Origin of the sequence: Streptosporangium sp. NPDC001559 (assembly GCF_042893955.1) — a bacterium.
Taxonomy (GTDB): Bacteria; Actinomycetota; Actinomycetes; order Streptosporangiales; family Streptosporangiaceae; genus Streptosporangium.
Genome location: NZ_JBIAVG010000007.1, coordinates 145,861 through 161,738, shown reverse-complemented (window position 1 = coordinate 161,738; position 15,878 = coordinate 145,861). Strand labels below are relative to the sequence as shown.

The 15,878-nt window shown below is 69.3% G+C and carries 19 protein-coding genes; 9 read left to right on the top strand and 10 right to left on the bottom strand.

Annotated elements, in window-relative coordinates:
- Positions 1 to 49 precede the first annotated feature (49 nt).
- Positions 50 to 268, bottom strand: coding sequence for a hypothetical protein (locus ACFYY8_RS17725; RefSeq protein ID WP_390041950.1), 219 nt, complete (start codon positions 266 to 268; stop codon positions 50 to 52).
- On the bottom strand, positions 265 to 822 hold the full coding sequence (locus ACFYY8_RS17720) for a TetR/AcrR family transcriptional regulator (protein WP_390041948.1): 558 nt from the start codon (positions 820 to 822) through the stop codon (positions 265 to 267). Before ACFYY8_RS17720 ends, ACFYY8_RS17725 begins: the two co-directional genes overlap by 4 nt.
- Positions 823 to 898: 76 nt before the next feature.
- On the opposite strand from ACFYY8_RS17720, the gene ACFYY8_RS17715 reads away from it, so the two are divergent.
- Complete coding sequence (locus ACFYY8_RS17715; RefSeq protein WP_390041946.1) at positions 899 to 1,927, top strand: fatty acid desaturase family protein; 1,029 nt, start codon at positions 899 to 901, stop codon at positions 1,925 to 1,927.
- The gene (locus tag ACFYY8_RS17710; protein ID WP_390041944.1) at positions 1,924 to 3,456 is read left to right on the top strand and encodes an MFS transporter; all 1,533 of its coding nucleotides are present in this window, start codon (positions 1,924 to 1,926) and stop codon (positions 3,454 to 3,456) included. The genes ACFYY8_RS17715 and ACFYY8_RS17710 overlap by 4 nt, the downstream gene beginning before the upstream one ends.
- Positions 3,457 to 3,524: 68 nt before the next feature.
- On the opposite strand, the gene ACFYY8_RS17705 is transcribed toward ACFYY8_RS17710, so the two are convergent.
- From ACFYY8_RS17705 to ACFYY8_RS17690, 4 genes are all read right to left on the bottom strand, one after another.
- Positions 3,525 to 4,079 (bottom strand): TetR/AcrR family transcriptional regulator, encoded by a 555-nt coding sequence (locus ACFYY8_RS17705; RefSeq protein ID WP_390041942.1) that lies wholly within the window; start codon positions 4,077 to 4,079, stop codon positions 3,525 to 3,527.
- Positions 4,080 to 4,517: 438 nt separating this feature from the next.
- Positions 4,518 to 5,048, bottom strand: coding sequence for a GNAT family N-acetyltransferase (locus ACFYY8_RS17700; RefSeq protein WP_390041940.1), 531 nt, complete (start codon positions 5,046 to 5,048; stop codon positions 4,518 to 4,520).
- Positions 5,049 to 5,059: 11 nt separating this feature from the next.
- Positions 5,060 to 5,320: an ArsR/SmtB family transcription factor gene (locus ACFYY8_RS17695; RefSeq protein WP_390041938.1), complete on the bottom strand. Its 261-nt coding sequence runs from the start codon at positions 5,318 to 5,320 to the stop codon at positions 5,060 to 5,062.
- 29 nt (positions 5,321 to 5,349) lie between these two features.
- Positions 5,350 to 6,252 (bottom strand): LysR family transcriptional regulator, encoded by a 903-nt coding sequence (locus ACFYY8_RS17690; RefSeq protein ID WP_390041936.1) that lies wholly within the window; start codon positions 6,250 to 6,252, stop codon positions 5,350 to 5,352.
- A gap of 118 nt (positions 6,253 to 6,370) precedes the next feature.
- Here ACFYY8_RS17690 and ACFYY8_RS17685 point away from each other — a divergent pair, with 118 nt between their 5' ends.
- The 4 genes from ACFYY8_RS17685 to ACFYY8_RS17670 all read left to right on the top strand — a co-directional run bounded on the left by ACFYY8_RS17685 (position 6,371) and on the right by ACFYY8_RS17670 (position 10,326).
- Positions 6,371 to 7,522: an FAD-dependent monooxygenase gene (locus ACFYY8_RS17685; RefSeq protein ID WP_390041934.1), complete on the top strand. Its 1,152-nt coding sequence runs from the start codon at positions 6,371 to 6,373 to the stop codon at positions 7,520 to 7,522.
- A gap of 187 nt (positions 7,523 to 7,709) precedes the next feature.
- A complete protein-coding gene (locus ACFYY8_RS17680) occupies positions 7,710 to 8,942 on the top strand; it encodes a serine hydrolase domain-containing protein (RefSeq protein WP_390041932.1) in 1,233 nt (410 codons plus the stop codon).
- Between the two features lie 38 nt (positions 8,943 to 8,980).
- Positions 8,981 to 9,793, top strand: coding sequence for an SDR family NAD(P)-dependent oxidoreductase (locus tag ACFYY8_RS17675; RefSeq protein ID WP_390041929.1), 813 nt, complete (start codon positions 8,981 to 8,983; stop codon positions 9,791 to 9,793).
- Between the two features lie 71 nt (positions 9,794 to 9,864).
- Positions 9,865 to 10,326 (top strand): hypothetical protein, encoded by a 462-nt coding sequence (locus ACFYY8_RS17670; RefSeq protein WP_390041927.1) that lies wholly within the window; start codon positions 9,865 to 9,867, stop codon positions 10,324 to 10,326.
- A gap of 465 nt (positions 10,327 to 10,791) precedes the next feature.
- On the opposite strand, the gene ACFYY8_RS17665 is transcribed toward ACFYY8_RS17670, so the two are convergent.
- From ACFYY8_RS17665 to ACFYY8_RS17655, 3 genes are read right to left on the bottom strand one after another with little or no spacing between them, the layout of a single operon-like run.
- Positions 10,792 to 11,118: a DUF1048 domain-containing protein gene (locus ACFYY8_RS17665; RefSeq protein WP_390041925.1), complete on the bottom strand. Its 327-nt coding sequence runs from the start codon at positions 11,116 to 11,118 to the stop codon at positions 10,792 to 10,794.
- 1 nt (position 11,119) lies between these two features.
- A complete protein-coding gene (locus ACFYY8_RS17660) occupies positions 11,120 to 11,476 on the bottom strand; it encodes a DUF1048 domain-containing protein (RefSeq protein WP_390041922.1) in 357 nt (118 codons plus the stop codon).
- Positions 11,473 to 11,802, bottom strand: coding sequence for a PadR family transcriptional regulator (locus tag ACFYY8_RS17655; RefSeq protein ID WP_390041918.1), 330 nt, complete (start codon positions 11,800 to 11,802; stop codon positions 11,473 to 11,475). The genes ACFYY8_RS17660 and ACFYY8_RS17655 overlap by 4 nt, the downstream gene beginning before the upstream one ends.
- 208 nt (positions 11,803 to 12,010) lie before the next feature.
- On the opposite strand from ACFYY8_RS17655, the gene ACFYY8_RS17650 reads away from it, so the two are divergent.
- From ACFYY8_RS17650 to ACFYY8_RS17640, 3 genes are all read left to right on the top strand, one after another.
- Positions 12,011 to 12,247, top strand: a complete 237-nt coding sequence (locus ACFYY8_RS17650; protein WP_390041916.1) for a hypothetical protein — start codon at positions 12,011 to 12,013, stop codon at positions 12,245 to 12,247.
- A 171-nt stretch (positions 12,248 to 12,418) separates the two neighbouring features.
- A complete protein-coding gene (rdmE, locus tag ACFYY8_RS17645; RefSeq protein ID WP_390041914.1) occupies positions 12,419 to 14,098 on the top strand; it encodes an aklavinone 12-hydroxylase RdmE in 1,680 nt (559 codons plus the stop codon).
- A gap of 177 nt (positions 14,099 to 14,275) precedes the next feature.
- Positions 14,276 to 14,656, top strand: coding sequence for a hypothetical protein (locus ACFYY8_RS17640; RefSeq protein ID WP_390041912.1), 381 nt, complete (start codon positions 14,276 to 14,278; stop codon positions 14,654 to 14,656).
- A 360-nt stretch (positions 14,657 to 15,016) separates the two neighbouring features.
- On the opposite strand, the gene ACFYY8_RS17635 is transcribed toward ACFYY8_RS17640, so the two are convergent.
- A partial coding sequence (locus tag ACFYY8_RS17635) for a WD40 repeat domain-containing protein (protein ID WP_390041910.1) occupies positions 15,017 to 15,878 on the bottom strand: 862 nt, incomplete at its 5' end.

Below are 15,878 nucleotides of genomic sequence, written 5' to 3'. Positions count from 1 at the left end.
GGCTCCGCTGACTCACCAACGATCGGGGCCGGGGCGTACTGGCGAGCCGTCAATTGAACTGTCGCGTGGTGTCGGTGAAGACGAGCCTCACCCGTGACCGACCGTGCTCTCCGGCGGAGTAGCGGCTCCAGCCGCGGCCGGCACGGCGGCCGTCCCATTCCTGTGCCGGCAGGCGCGTGTTGGCCAGGCGGTCGGCGGAGTCCATCCCGTTCACCGCATCCACGATCAGCAGGGCTCGACGCAGGGTGAGTGAAGGTATCGCCGTCATGCGGTGGCACGTGCACGTACGGCACGCAGCGCCTGCGTCAGCGATTCCGCGGTGGGGGCGCGCTCTGGGTCGATGAGGCGTTGCATGATCAGCCCCGTCAGCAAGGTCAGATAGAAGGCGCCGACCGCCCGTTGCGTCGCCGGGGGCGACGTCGCTTCAGCGAGCCAGTGGGTCAACTCCAGGCGTGCGGCCTCCTGGGCGTCGGCCAGTGCTTGGCGCAGCCGCGGCCGGCGCTCGGCCTGAGCGAAGACCTCGATGCTGGCCACGAAGACGGGGCGGTGGAGGTCGAGCAGCTCGATCGCCTGCTGCCACAACGTCTCATCCCCCTCGCGCGGCACTTCGCCCGCCATGGCCTGGCGCAGCTTGTCGGCCCACTCGGCGGTCGCCTCGACCATGGCCTCGGCCAGGAGCGCGTCCTTCGATCCGAAGTGGTAGCCGATGGAGGCCAGGTTGGCGCCGGAAGTCCTGGCGATGTCGCGTGCCGTGGTGTGCGCGTAGCCGCGTTCCTGCAGGCAGCGTTTGGCGCCCTCGATCAGCTTGTCTCGCTCTTTCATCCTGCCACCCTATCCAAACAAGTGTCACAAACATACGTTTTGCACAAACGTTTCAAACATATGTATGGTCGTCGGCATGGCACAAGCAACCGCAGCGGCCACAGCCGCGAGCGACTTCAGCCGCCTGTCCAGACGCATCCGGCAGGCCGGACTCCTCGACCGGCGCCCCCGCTACTACCTGATCCGGATCAGCGCCGTCGCAGCCGCCTACCTTGCAGGGGCGGCAGCGTTCCTATGGCTGGGCGACTCCTGGCTCCAGCTCCTGCTGGCCGTCTACTTCGCGATCGTCTTCGCCCAGGTCGCCCTGGTTCTGCACGATCTGGCTCACCGGCAGGTCTTCATCCATCGCCGCCCGAGCGAGATCCTCGGGCGGCTCGGCGGCAACCTCGGCATCGGCCTCGGCTACGGCTGGTGGATGAACAAGCACACCCGCCACCACGCCAACCCCAACCACGAGGAACTCGATCCGGACGTCACACCCGACGTCCTGGTCTGGTCACAGGAACAGGCGCGCAACGCGCGCGGCCTGGCCCGGCTCATCGGCGGCCGGCAGGCGTTCCTCCTCTACCCGCTGCTCCTGTTCGAAGGGCTCAACCTGCACGTCGGCGGTGTGCGGGCACTGCGGCAGCCCTGGATGAAACAGCGTGTTCTGGAGGGCACGCTGCTGCTGGCACACTTCGCCTGTTACCTGGGTGTGCTGGCCTGGACCCTGTCACCGGGCAAGGCACTGGTCTTCTTCGCCGTCCACCAGGGACTGTTCGGCGTCTACATGGGCTGCGTGTTCGCCCCCGGTCACAAAGGCATGCCGACCCTCACGGGGGAGGCCAAGCTCGACTTTCTGCGCAAGCAGGTCCTCACCACCCGCAACGTATGTGGCGGCCGGTTCACCGACATCGCCATGGGCGGGCTCAACTACCAGGTCGAACACCACCTGTTCCCCAACATGCCCACCCCCAACCTGCGATTGGCGCAACCCATCGTGCAGGCCCACTGCCGGCAATTGCGCCTGCCGTACCACGAAGTCAGTTTCGTCGCCTCGCACGGCGAGGCGCTGCGTCACCTGCACCAGGCCGGTGCTCCGCTCCGAGAGAAGGGCCGCTCATGAAAGCCGGACGCAAACAGTGGATCGGGCTGGCCGTTCTGGTCCTGCCGGTGTTGCTGATCTCCGTCGACCTGCACGTCCTGTCGTACGCGCTGCCGTTCATCAGCGCGAGCCTGACGCCGAGCGGCTCCCAGCTGCTGTGGATCATCGACATCTACCCGTTCATGCTCGCCGGGCTGCTGCTGCCGATGGGCACGCTCGGTGACCGGGTCGGGCGGCGGCGGCTGCTGATGGCCGGGGCCGCCGCGTTCGGCGCCGCCTCAGCGGTCGCCGCCTTCTCTCCCAGCGCCGATCTGCTGATCGTCACCCGAGCCCTGCTCGGGGTGGGTGGCGCCACGTTGATGCCCTCGACGCTGTCGCTGATCCGCAACATGTTCCACGACGACGGCCAACGCCGCGTCGCGATCGCCATCTGGACCGGCGCCTTCGCCGGCGGCGCCATGCTGGGCCCGCTGATGGGCGGCGCGTTGCTCGAGCACTTCTGGTGGGGCTCGGTGTTCCTGGTCAACCTGCCGGTCATGGCGCTGCTGCTGATCCTCGCGCCCCTGCTGCTGCCCGAATCGCGTGACCCGCGTCCGGGCAGGTTCGACCTGCTCGGCGTGGCCCTGTCGCTGGGTGCCATCCTTCCCACGATCTACGGCATCCAGCACATCGCCCAGGACGGCCTCGGCTGGGCGCCGGCGCTGGCCATCGTCGCCGGACTGACGCTGGGGGCCGCCTTCGTCAGGCGGCAGCGCTCGATGGCCGATCCGATGCTGGACGTGCGCCTGTTCGGCAGCCGCGCCTTCACCGCCGCGATCGGCGCCAACACCCTCGGGGTCTTCGCCATGGTCGGTTCCAGCCTGTTCACGACGCAGTACTTGCAGATGGTCATGGGCGCCAGGCCGCTCATCGCCGGACTGTACGCGCTGCCCTCGGCGGGCACGGCGATGCTCGCCGCCGGGCTCGCGCCGATGCTCGTCCGCAAGGTCAGGCCGGGCCTGGTGATCTGCGCCGGACTGCTCGTCGGCGCGAGCGGGTTCATACTGCTGTCCCGGCTGGACGTGACGGGACAGAGCGGTCTGCTGATCGCCGGGATCATGCTGATGGCCGGGGGCGTCACCCTCGTCCTGACGGTCTCCTCCGACCTGATCATCGCCACCGCTCCGCCGGAGCGCGCGGGATCGGTCGCCGGGCTGTCACAGGTGGCCACCGAGTTCGGCGGCGCGCTCGGCATCTCCCTGCTGGGCAGCATCGGCACCGCCGTCTACCGGGGACACCTCGCCGAGACGGGCGCCCCGTCAACGGCACTCGACACCCTGGGCGGCGCCCTGGAGTCGGCACGGCACCTGACGGAACCGGCCGCGACCACGCTGGCCGCCGCCGCCCGGGAGGCCTTCACGCAGGGTCAGCACTACGCCATGCTCGCCGCGGCCGCCGCGTTGTGCGTGATGGCGGTGCTCGCTCCCGTCATGCTGCGTGCCGTACGGCAGGCGAAGGGCACCCCGGCGCCGCCACAGGACCGGCACGCCGGCCGCCACGCGATGCGCTGAAGAGGCCGCGTGCCACGGCAGGCGGAACGGGGCCGCTGGGGCGATGCGCCTGGAGCGGGGCCGAGCGATCAGGCGGGTGCCGCCTCCCCGCCTCCCGCCGCCTGGGCGACCGCGCGGAGGCCGGTGGCCAGGTCGTGGGCCATCGGGGCGTTGTCGGGGTCGATCTGCCAGCGCACCAGCAGCCCGATGAACAGCGTCAGCAGCACCTGGGCCCCCGCCTCGTCGTGCCCGGGCAGGCGCGCGCTCAGCTCCCGCTGGGCCAGCGCCTGCCCCTCGGCCAGCCGGGCCCGCACATCAGGCAGGTGAGCGGCCTGCGCGAGCGTCTCGACGTTGGCCCGCCAGACGGTCGGGTTGGTGCGGAAGGACTCGATCAGCTCCCCCCAGAAGGCCTCGAACCACTCCTTGGAGTCGTCGGGAAAGGCCTTGAGGATCTCCGTGACCGCCTCGCCGGTCACCTCGATCATCGCCTGGGTGAGCAGCGCGTCCTTGGAGCGGAAGTGGTAGTTGATCGCGGCGAGGTTGCTGCCGGAGACGGCGATGATGTCGCGCACCGTCGTGCGGGCGTATCCGCGCTCGGACAGGCACTGCTTGGTTGCGGCCAGCAAATCCTCAGGAACTCCCACGTGATGATCCTACCAACGCCGCGAAACAAGCGTTTCAAACATCCGTAGCCCACGGTGTAGCCGGTATCAGAATCGAACCTTTGCCACCAGGGATCGGACCCTGCCAAGGCCGATTCCGGCTTCCGTGCCACCTGCTCACCATCGGGCAGGCCCGGCACCTGCGCGGTCTTGGCCAGCCGGTCCTGCTTTGGGGCTGGGGTCAGTTTCGGGAGCGGAGGGCCGAAACGGCGAAAACCCCGGGCGTCTATGCGGCGACGGCCCGGGGCCTTCTACGTGTGCGTACCGGTGTGCGTGTCGCCTCTCGGCGAAAAGCTCAACGCGGCTCCAGCCGAACGGTAGTCCGCGAAGGCGAAAGGTGAGGCCCGGGGACACTGGGCACACCGGCCACGGTTCACACAACCACCGGTTGCCCGGCGTTGTTCCCCGGCGTGGACTGCTTCAGGTTCCGGCCACGGCGCTGCGGCGTTCGATGAGCACCACGTCACGCCACACGCCGCGGTGACGGCCGAGGCGTTCGCGCACGCCGATGACGCGGAAGCCGAGCGCCTGGTGCAGCGACAGGCTCGCGACGTTCTCGGGGAAGACGCCCGCCTGTACGGTCCAGACCCCGGCGTCGTCGGCCGCGGACAGGAACGCGGTCAGCAGGGCCCGGCCGACGCCGTGGGCCTGGCAGCCCGGATGGACGTAGACGCTGTGCTCGACCACTCCCGCGTACGCCGGCCTGGCCGACACGGGTGAGGCGGCTATCCAGCCGAGGACGTCGCCGGTCTCAAGGTCGGCGGCGACGTAGCGCAGATGCGCCAGCTTGCCGTCGTCGAAGCCCTCCCAGGAGGGAGCCCTGGTCTCGAAGCTCGCCTGGCCGGTGTCGAGTCCGGCCTGGTAGATGTCCAGCACCTCGCCCGCGTCGGATGCGCGCATCGGCCGGATCTCCAATCCGGAGAGGCGCTGGGTGCTTTGCTCGTCGGCCATCACCGACTCCTTCACGTGCATGCGGGCAGGTCGGGCACGGGCTTGCCCATGACCACGTCGGCCGCGGTCGGGAAGCAGCTCACGCAGTTCTCGTTGATCCGGTAGAAGCTGGAGGTGCCCTGACGCTCCACCAGCACGAACCGCACTTCGGCCAAGATCTTCAAGCGGTGGGAGACCGTCGACTGCCCGACTCCGGACGCCTCGGCGAGCTCGTCGACGGTCCTGACGACGTGGTGCGGCGAGGCGCTCCGGGACCGCTCGGCGTCAGGCATCAGATCCGACCCGCGGGTGACGGGCGGCGTCATGGGGCGGCCGGGACCGATGGGAGAGGGCCCAGATCGCGGATGATCCCGGCCAGTGCCCGGATGGGCTCGCTCTCCGCCTCACTTCGCCACACCAGCGCGTACGGCAGCGGCCCCATGTCGGTGACCGGCAGGTAGGTGATGTCCGGCCGTACCCAGTAGCGAGTCATGTGGGAGGGGAAGAGCACGACGATTTCGGCCATGCTGGCGAGAGTGATGGCCTCTTCCGTGTCCTGCACCACGGAGCCACGCTCGATCGTGCGGCCGCGGCGGGTCTCGCGCGGAATGTAGGCGTCGTACCAGTAGCCGGGCCGGGTGTCGGACTGCGGATGCTGGAAGTCGGCGGCGATCTCCAACGAGACCGATGTGCGCCGGGCGAGTTCGTGGCCGGTGGAGACGGCCAGCACCCGGGGTTCGGCGAACAGGACCGGTCCCACGGTGAGGTCCGGCTCGTCGACGGGCAGCCAGACGATCAGGGCGTCGATGTCCCCACGGCGCAGTGTGGTGAAGGCGTCGCTGAACTGGGATTTCTGGACGCGCAGCTTCCACTGCGGGTACCGGAGACGGAAGATGTCCCAGTAAGGGCGCAGGTCGTAGGCGTTGGCGGGCAGCATGCCGACGCGCAGGGTGCCGGTGATGCCCCGGCCGGCGAGCTGGGCGCGCTCCACGCTGTTCTTCAGTCCGGCGTAGAGAGGCCGGAGGTCGTCGCGAAGCTGCTGTCCGACCGGCGTCAGCCGTACCGTGCGGTTGGTGCGTTCGAACAGCGGGGCGCCGATCTGCCGCTCCTGCTTCTGGACCGCCTGGGTGACGCGGGCGGGTGACAGGCACAGCCGGGCGGCGGTACGGCCGAAGTGCAGCTCCTCGGCCAGGGTCAGGAAGATCTCGATGTCCCGCAGTTCCACGCCTGAGCTGCTCCGTTTGCTCCCACTGAACGTGATCTTTCACCATTCATCGTTGTTCTGGGTGTTAACCGTACTTGATTCTCAAATCGCACGATCTATTCGTTCGATGGAGCAGGTAATGGACGTCCTCATTTCCGGCGCCGGCATCGCCGGGCCCGCCCTGGCGTACTGGCTGCGCCACCACGGGTTCACCCCCACCGTGGTGGAGCGGACCTCGCGGGTGCGCGCGGGCGGGAGCGCGATGGGCTTCCGCGGTGAGGCGCTGGACGTGCTGGACCGCATGGCCCTGCTGGAGCAGGCCCACGCGCTGAACACGCACCCGGGCGACGCGGCGAGTGCGGGCCGTGACGGCGGCCCGCACACCGCCACACCTGCGATGACCTTCGAATACCACCTGGAGATCCTCAGGGGTGACCTGATCGGCCTGCTGTACGAGGCCACCCGCCGGGAGGTGGAGTACGTCCTCGGCGACTCGATCGCCACCCTGGAGCAGGACGCCGACGGCGTGCGGGTCACCTTCGAACGCGGCCGACCGCGCCGGTTCGACCTGGTGGCCGGCGCCGACGGGCTGCACTCCCGGACCCGCTCGCAGGTCTTCGGGCCGCGAGAACGGTTCGTCCGGCACCTGGGCCTCTACACGGCGGCCTTCGGCCTGCCCAGCCGACGCGACCTGCGCGGCACCGGCCTGCTTCACAGCATGCCGGGCAAGGCGGCTGACCTCCTCGGCGCCCGTGACGACGGCGAGGCGCGCGCGGTACTCCACTTCGCCTCCGGATCGCTGACCTACGACCGCGACGACGTCGCGCAGCACAAGCGCATCGTGGCCGAGCGGTTCGCCGGTGAAGGCGGGCGGATTCCGCACCTGCTGGAGGAGATGAGCAAGGCGGAGGACTTCTTCTTCGACGCCAACGCCCAGGTGGAGATGGACCGCTGGTCCTCCGGCCGGGTGGTGCTCCTCGGGGACGCCGGCTACTGCGCGGCGCCGGCCTCCGGCCACGGCGCTTCCCAGGCGCTGATCGGCGCCTACATCCTGGCCGGTGAACTGGCCGTCGCCGGCGGCGACCACGCGGTGGCGTTCGCCGCCTACGAGCGGGAGTTGCGCGGCCTCGTCGCCGAGCATCAGCAGCTGGGACGTGAAGGGGCCGACCGGTTCTTCCTGGGCGTCCCCATCCGGGAGGCGCCTGACACGACCGCCGCCCACGCCGTGGAGGCGAGCCTCGCGCGCATCGTCAGGCTCAAGAACTACGTCTCCAGCCTCACCGCGACCTGACCTCGACCCATGGAGACCATGACGGGCCAGGAGCCCGCCGGACTCTCGCGCGCGCCACCGGCCGGGCCGGTGCCGTATCAGCGGCCACGTCAGGACGGCAACGACCCGGTACCACAGCGTCCGGCGGCAGTGGACGCCGTGAACGGCCGTCCGAGTTTCGCAAGATCAACGAATCGTCAGGAGTTTCATGATGGAACACAGCAACGACGGCTTCTCTGCGGCGGGGCTGCGCAGGTTGCGCGAGGTGCTGGCGAGGCACGTCGAGTCGGGGAGGATCCCCGGCCTGGTCGCCCTGGTCAGCCGGGGCGGTCAGACGCACGTCGAGACGCTCGGGACCATGCGGCATGACGGTGGCGCGCCGATGCGCCGGGACACGATCTTCCGGATGGCCTCCACCTCCAAGCCGCTGTCGATGGCGGCGGCGATGGTGTTGCTGGACGAGTGCCGGTTGCGGCTGGACGACGTGGTGGACGCGTGGCTGCCGGAACTGGCCGGCCCGCGGGTGCTGGCGCGCCCCGACGCCCCGCTGGACGACACCGTGCCGGCACGCCGGCCGATCACCGTACGGGACGTGCTGACCTCCACGTTCGGGCTCGGCATGGACATGACGTCGCTGGGCACGCCGATCATGAACGAGATCTTCGCCCGGGGGCTCACGCCCAACCTGCCGGAGCCGATGCCCGGGCCTGACGAGTGGATGCGCCGCCTGGGCGAGCTTCCGCTGCAGTACCAGCCCGGAGAGCGCTGGCAGTACCAGATCAGCAACGACCTCGTCGGGGTACTGGTGGCCAGGGTCACCGGACAGTCGTTCGAGGAGTTCCTGCGCGATCGCGTCTTCGAACCCCTCGGTATGAAGGACACCGGATTTCACGTACCCGCCGACCAGATCGACCGGCTGCCCACCCTGTACGCCCCCGACCCGGCCACCGGCGAGTTCCTCGCCTGGGACGAGCCCAAGGACGGACGGTGGAGCCGGCCTCCGGCGTTCCAGAGCGGCGGAGGCGGGCTGGTCTCCACCGCCGACGACTACCACGCCTACTTCCAGATGCTGCTCAACGGCGGCACCCACCGGGGCGACCGGATCCTGTCGCGGGCCGCGGTCGAGCTGATGACCACCAACCGGCTCACTCCCGAGCAGCAGGCCACCCGGCACGCCATGGCCACCGGCAACGTGCACATCTCCTTCGGCCAGGGACAGCAGGGCGGCTGGGGCCTGGGCATGGCGGTGCGCACCTACCGCGGTGACCACACCCCGATCGGCCAGTTCGGCTGGGACGGCGGCAGCGGCACCTCGGCCTACGCCGACCCGGCCAACCGGCTCACCGGCATCCTGCTGTGCCAGCTCGGCTACACCGTCCCCAGCCCGGCACACCTGATGAGCGACTTCTGGACCACCCTCTACCAGGCCCTCGACAACTGATGGAAGAAGTTCGACGACCGATGCAAGGAGCGGGTGCCATGCGTGTCTGGTTCATCACGGGTGCGTCCAGGGGGCTGGGCAGGGCGTTCGCGGAGGCGGCGCTGAGCAGAGGAGATCGCGTCGTGGCCGCGGCCCGCGACGTGGCGCCGCTGGCGGACCTGAAGGCCCGCAACCCCGACGCCCTGGCGTGCGTCCCGCTCGACGTCTCCGACCGCGCCGCGGCGCACGAGGGCGTGGAACGGGCGGTGGCCGCGTTCGGCAGGCTCGACATCGTGGTCAACAACGCCGGCACGATGTTGTACGGCATGGTCGAAGAGGCCACGGAGACCCAGATCAGAGCCCACTTCGACGTCAACGTCCTGGGGCAGATCTGGATCACCCAGGCCGTGCTTCCCCACCTGCGCGCCCAGGGTTCGGGCCACATCCTCCTGGTGACGACGATGGGCACGGGCGGCGGGATGGCCTCGGCCGGCCTGTACGCGGCGGGAAAGTCGGCCGTCGACTCCCTCGGTCAGGCGCTGGCCATGGAGGTCGAGCCCTTCGGAATCAAGGTCACCATCGTCCAGCCGGGCGGCTACGACACCGGCCTGTTCACGACCGGTACGACGGCCACCACGCCCGACCCGGCGTATGACCCGCTGCGGGCGAAGCTGGCCGAGATGTGGGGTGACGAGGCGGGGCCCGCCCCGAGCACGGCCGCGCCGGTCGTCATGCGACTCGTGGACCTGCCCGACCCGCCCCTGCGGCTGATCGTCGGTGGCCGGTCCTTCGACCTGGTCCACCAGATGAACCAGGCCAGGACCGAGGAGTACCGCGCCTGGGAACACCTCAGCCGCCTGGCCCCCGGCTGACAACCACGTCCCGGCCCGGCTACGGACAACCGCTTCACGACGCGACAACGAAACGAATCGAGAGGTCATTGATGACGAAGCACCACGACGCCACCCGGCTCACAGAAGAAGACCCGAGAGAGGAACGGCCGGCGGAGAACGCCGAAGTGATCATCATGGGGGCCGGCGGTCACGGCGGCAGGTACGCGCTCCGCTTCGGTGACGACGAACAGCGCCTGGCCGCCGAAGCCGCCCTGGCGCGCCCGCGCGACCAGGGGCACCCGCCCACGGTCGACCGGAGCGTCCTGGCCCGGCAGCTTTCCGCACTGTTGCGCGAGCCGAATCAGGCGGACGACGCCGACCGGCTCGCCGACCGCGCCGAGGTGCCCCCGGCCGCTTCGGCGCAGGCGCAGGCCACGCTGCGGGTTCCGGGCGAGGCCGACCGGCTGCGCTCCCCCGGCGTCCGCCCCGGCCCGGAATCTGTCAGGTCCTCCCCCGCACCGCGGTCCGCCGTCGTACGGCCCGCTCGGACATCTCACCGCCGGGGCCGGTGACGACGTTGTTCTAGGGCGGGGCCGGTCACGGCGACACGCGCCGGTGTACGGATACAGGGTGTGGCCCCGCCCGTCGTCACCGAGGAAGGCGAGCGGGGCGTGGACACCGTGTTCCGGTGGAACTCCTTCGGGCGGCCGACCTTGCAAGGGCCGCTAGCCCGCAGCGCCGGCGTGAGCCGGTTCCCGGTGGCGCCCGGGGCGGGGCAGGTCGCCCCGCGGATGCGGGCTGGATCGGCAGGGGGCATACGCCGATGCCGATGGTGGGGTGGGTGGCCGTCTCTCACCGTCGGCCGTCCACGGGAGACGCGAGCGGGCGGCTGCCAGGCCAGGCGATCGACGTGAGCGTCCGTGATGATGGCTTCGGCGGGAGGAACGGCGCGGCTTGGCACGCACAGCGGCAAAGGGCTGCCGGTGGTCAGGAGCGGCTCATCGGCCGAAGAACTCCGCCGGCACCGGGCGGGCGGACTACTTCTCGTTCGCGCCGGACTCCCCCCTGATGGATTCCCGGTAGATCTCCGCATAGGTGGGAGAGTCCTTGATCAGGTCGTCGCAGAACGCGGCGACGTCGCTGCCGACAAGCTCCAGGACCCCCTTGCCTGCGGCGGCACCTTCCTCGAAGAAGTCGACGATCCCGGGGAGCAGGGGCCCGTCGGGCAGATCGACCGGTCCGACCTTGAACAGGTACTTCTGCATCTCCCTGTAGACGATCTGGTAGTCGGGCGGGAGCGCCTTGACACGTGCCGTGTGCGCCCGCCACTGCTTCTTGCCCTCGATGATGTCTTGGATGCCCACGTCAGCCTCCCAGCCTGCTCAGTTTTCTTGCGACGTTCCTGTTCAACTGCTCGCGCCACCGGTCGCGATAGGTACGGGCCCCCTCCCCACCGGTCAGCGCCGCGCAGAAGCCCGCGACGTCGTCGCCGAGCACCTCCTGGGCACTCTGCCCGTCCGCCGCCGTCTCCTCCAGCAGCCCTAGTGCGGCGTCGAAGATCGGTGTCAGGTTGCGGCCGGTGAAGCTTCCGTGGGGGAACAGATGCCCTTTGATCTGCTCCCACGCCGCCCGGTGGTCGTCCGGCAGGGCCTTGGCCCGGGCTTCGAACGCCTTCCATTCTTTGGTGAGATCGCTGCCTGTGACGGTCTCCCAAAAGTTCATCTCCCGCCCTCCTTGAGACTGTTGATGCGTGATGAGACGTATTGCCATTTCGCCCAGAACTTCGCGAGTTCCTCACGTCCGGCGTCGTTGAGCGCGTAGAACTTGCGCGGCGGACCGACCTCGGAGGGCCGTTTCGTCACCTGGACGAGCCCGTTCCGCTCCAACCGCAGCAGGATGGTGTACACCGTCCCCTCGACGACGTCGGCGAAGCCGAGTTCGTTCAGCCGGCGCGTGATGGCGTACCCGTAGGTGTCCTCGCTGCCGATGATCTCGAGCACGCAGCCCTCGAGCGTGCCTTTGAGCATCTCCGTCATCTGCTTGTCCATGGACCTCCTTCCAGCTACTCGGCGCTACTGACTACCGGTACAAAGTAACACCGACTACCGCTATTCAGCAACACCGAGTAGCTGGGAACTCCGACGGGGCCGACCCCGGCGGCCGCCGAGCACGCCGCCGACGGCCTGCAGCGTCTGCTCGGCGTCATCGTGGACGGCCAGGCCCCGCCGGTGGAGGGCGACGGCAGGGGTCGCGGAGATGAAGGCGGCCCGTCAGGCGCCGCTGGACGCGGCCGCCAACGTCGACATCGTGCTCGGCATGCTCGGCGAACTGCAGGACATCCTCGGCGAAGGCCGCCGGCTCTCCCACGGGCCATTCCTTGGCCTTTCGCAGTTTCCTCAAGGCTTCGCGCATACGTGGAAGGCTCTGGGTGGAGCCGGTTCAGACCGTCCTGACCAGGGCGGTGCGCCCTCCGGAAATCCGGCGAAAACCTGACCGGGAAACCGCGTCCTCCTCTTTCTCGGAAGCCGTCAGGATGCCCATAACGCATGCGACGCCTGTGGTGCGCGAAGCGGTGGCCATCAGGGTCCGTCAGTGCCGCGACACACAACGTTGGGAGATGATGGCGGGGTCGCGACCGCCTGTGGGCACTCGGCCGATATTCGATTGCATGCCGCGATCCGCCTCGTTACGGTTCAGGCAAGTTATCCGGCGATGGGGGTAGCGGTCGTGCGGGAACGCGTTTCCGTACTGGTGGTGGGGGCGGGACTGGCCGGTCTGGCCAGTGCGATGTTCCTGGCACAGCGCGGGGTCGAGGTGCTGGTGGCGGAACGGCGCTCCGGGACATCTCTGTTTCCCAGGGCGGTGGGACAGAACCAGCGAACGATGGAACTGCTGAGGTTCGGCGGGCTTGCCGAGCGGGTGCCGACCATGACGCCGACTCTGAGCAAACTCCGGGTCAGGGTCGCGGCCGGAGTGAGTGGACCGAGCTTCCACGAAGACATTCCCGAACCGGCGACCGGTACCGATGCCCTGTCCCCGGCCGGCATCGGCACGGCCGGCCAGGACAAACTGGAACCGCTGCTCCGTCAGCGCGCCGAGGAGCTTGGCGCCGAACTGTGCTTTGACACCGAGCTGCTGTCCCTGCACCAGGACGACGACGGCGTGACCGCGACACTTCGCGGACGCGACGACGAACGGACCGTTCAGGTGCGCGCGGACTACCTCGTTGCCGCTGACGGGCACCGCAGCGGCGTACGTGCGGCGCTCGGCGTCGATCGGCACGGCCCCGGCAGCCTCGGGCACAATGTCAGCATCATTTTCGACGCCGACCTCGGCGACCTGGTCGACCCTGCGATGCCCACCCTGCACATCCTGTACAACGACCAGGGCAGTGGCCTGTTCACCACCATCGACCACGCTGTCAACCGACACCTGTACAGCGTCAACTACGATCCGGCCACCGGGGCTTCACCCAAGGACTTCACCACCGAGCGTTGTACCGAACTGATCCGCCTGATCACCGAACTGCCGGACCTCGAACCGCAGATCAAGGCGGTGGCGCCGTGGGAAATGGCGGCCATGGTGGCCGATCGGTTCCGGGTGGGGCGGGTACTGCTGGCCGGGGACGCGGCGAAAGTCACCCCACCCAGTGGCGGGATGGGCGGAAACACCGCGATCGGCGACGCCTACGACCTGGCCTGGAAGCTTGCCGCTGTGCTCGACTCGACGGCCGGGCCGGGACTGCTGGACAGCTATGACGCCGAGCGGCGCCCGATCGCCGAGCGGGTCGTGGCCGAGGCGCTCCGGCTGCTGTCGGCCCGGGGATCGGCAACGGCCACCGAACATGCCGAAGAGACACATGACACCGACGCCGTGCCGGTGTCGGATGAGCAGCGAGCGATTGAACTCACGCTCGGATTCCGCTACCGCTCATCCGCCGTATTCGCCGAGACCGACGATCCTGCCGACACCGAGGATCCCTACCGGCCAACCGGCCGGCCAGGATTCCGCGCTCCCCACATATGGTTGCAGCGCGGCGGCGAAAAGCTATCCACAGTGGACCTTTTCGGTCAGGATTTCGTGGTCCTGGCCGGGCCGGATGGTGAGGTGTGGCGAGCTGCCGCCGATGCCGTTACCGCGCGCCTCGGCGTTACGGTGCGAACCACCGTGCTCGGCGAAGACCTGATCGATCCCCAGGAGGAGTACGGCACCCGCTACGGGATCGGCGCTTCAGGTGCGAGCCTGATCCGGCCCGACGGCATCATCGCGTGGCGTGCGGCGAACGCGCCCGGCGATCCGGTGCAGGTTCTGCTCGACGCGTTCACGGCGATCTTGGCCAAGTAGGCGCGAAGCCAGGGTCACGCCTCAGGACATGGCGAGGCAACCCCATGGGCGACGCGCTGACCCTGCCCGGCAGGCTGCCGAGCGGAGGTGGTGCCGGTGATCCGTGTTTGAAGGTCGCCGAGAGCCTGGAGGTCACCGACGCCGCCGCCCGCCCGAGCGGCTGAAGGAGAATCCCCGATGAGAACCGTTACGGTCGCGTCGTGCCTGACCCTCACCGACACGCTCTACACGGCCGCCGATGGCGTCGTCGGGCACCTGCCCGAGCTGGGCCCGCTGCGATGGGAGACCTCCACCGGCCCCGAGCGGTGGCTGGTGCCCGACGAGCAGACCAGCGAGCGCTCAACCCTCACCGCCCTGAGACGCTCCCCGTACGGCGGGCGCCTTGCCGTACCCGGGGCGGGACAGGCCCACCTCATGAGCAAAACATCGTGGACCAAGGAAGCCGCCGCCCGGGCGCAAGCCGCAGCGGCGAGGAACCCCGCCGGTGCGAACGCCCGTGACGGCCTGGACCGCAAGGCCCAGTCCCAGGCCGACAAGCACGAGTACGAGCAGGAGTAGAGCGGCCACGGGCCGGAGGCGAAAGGAGCCTCCGGCCCGTGGCCGTGCACACGCCTTACGGGTTCACAACCGCCTTGGCTGACCTTGTGGGACGGCTCTCGTCACGACTTGCTCCAGCGCGTGTGGGCCCGTAGCCCGGCAACGCTCTGTTCTGCCGGAACCGTGTCGGGGGACGGCTCCGTGTGGGGAACGGCAGTCAGTACCTCCGCGCTGATGTGACACGTAACGTTGCCGAGTCGGCCCCGGCCCGCCGGTCGGCGAGCTGGGCGTCTGCCCGTCCGGCACGGTCAGTGTGGCCCTAATGCGAATTACGTGTCACGTGCAGGACGCGAGTGCCGCTTATGGTCACGGCGGCAGCCATCAACGGGCTGGACAACTAGGCCGGTATCGCTCGTAGGGAATGTATCGTTGCCACTCCTCAGGCGTGAAGGCTCGTGCCGCGATGCCACATACCGCTCGTAGAAGATCATGCGGCAGCGTGATATCCCAGATGCGCACCGTCTTGTCGGCTCCGGCGGTGGCCAGGCGGGTGCCGTCCGGGTTGAACGCCACCGGCGTCACTGTGCCGGTGTGGCCGGTGAGCGGGTCGCTGATTTGCTTGCCGGTGGCCGTATCCCAGATGCGCACTGTGCTGTCCCATCCGGCGGTGGCCAGGCGGGTGCCGTCCGGACTGAACGCCACCGACATCACCGCGCCGGTGTGGCCGGTGAGCGGATCTCCGATCTGCTCACCGGTGGCCGGATCCCAGATGCGCACCGTCTTATCTTGTCCAGCGCTGGCCAGACGGGTGCCGTCCGGACTGAACGCCACCCACATCACCGCGCCGGTGAGGCCGGGGAATGAGTCGCCGACTTGCCTGCCGGTGGCCGGATTCCAGATGCGCACTGTGCTGTCCCATCCGGCGGTGGCCAAGCGGGTGCCATCCGGACTGAACGCCACCGACATCACCACGTCGGTGTGGCCGGTGAGAGGCGGGCCGATCTGCTTGCCGGTGGCCGCATCCCAGACGCGCACCGTATTGTCTCCGGCGGTGGCCAGGCGGGTGCCGTCCGGGCTGAACGCCACCGAGTGCACCGCGCCGGTGTGGCCGGTGAGCGGATCTCCGATCTGCTTGCCGGTGGCCGGATCCCAGACGCGCACCGTATTGTCTCCGGCGGTGGCCAGGCGGGTGCCGTCCGGGCTGAACGCCACCGAGTGCACCGCGCCGGTGTGGCCGGTGAGC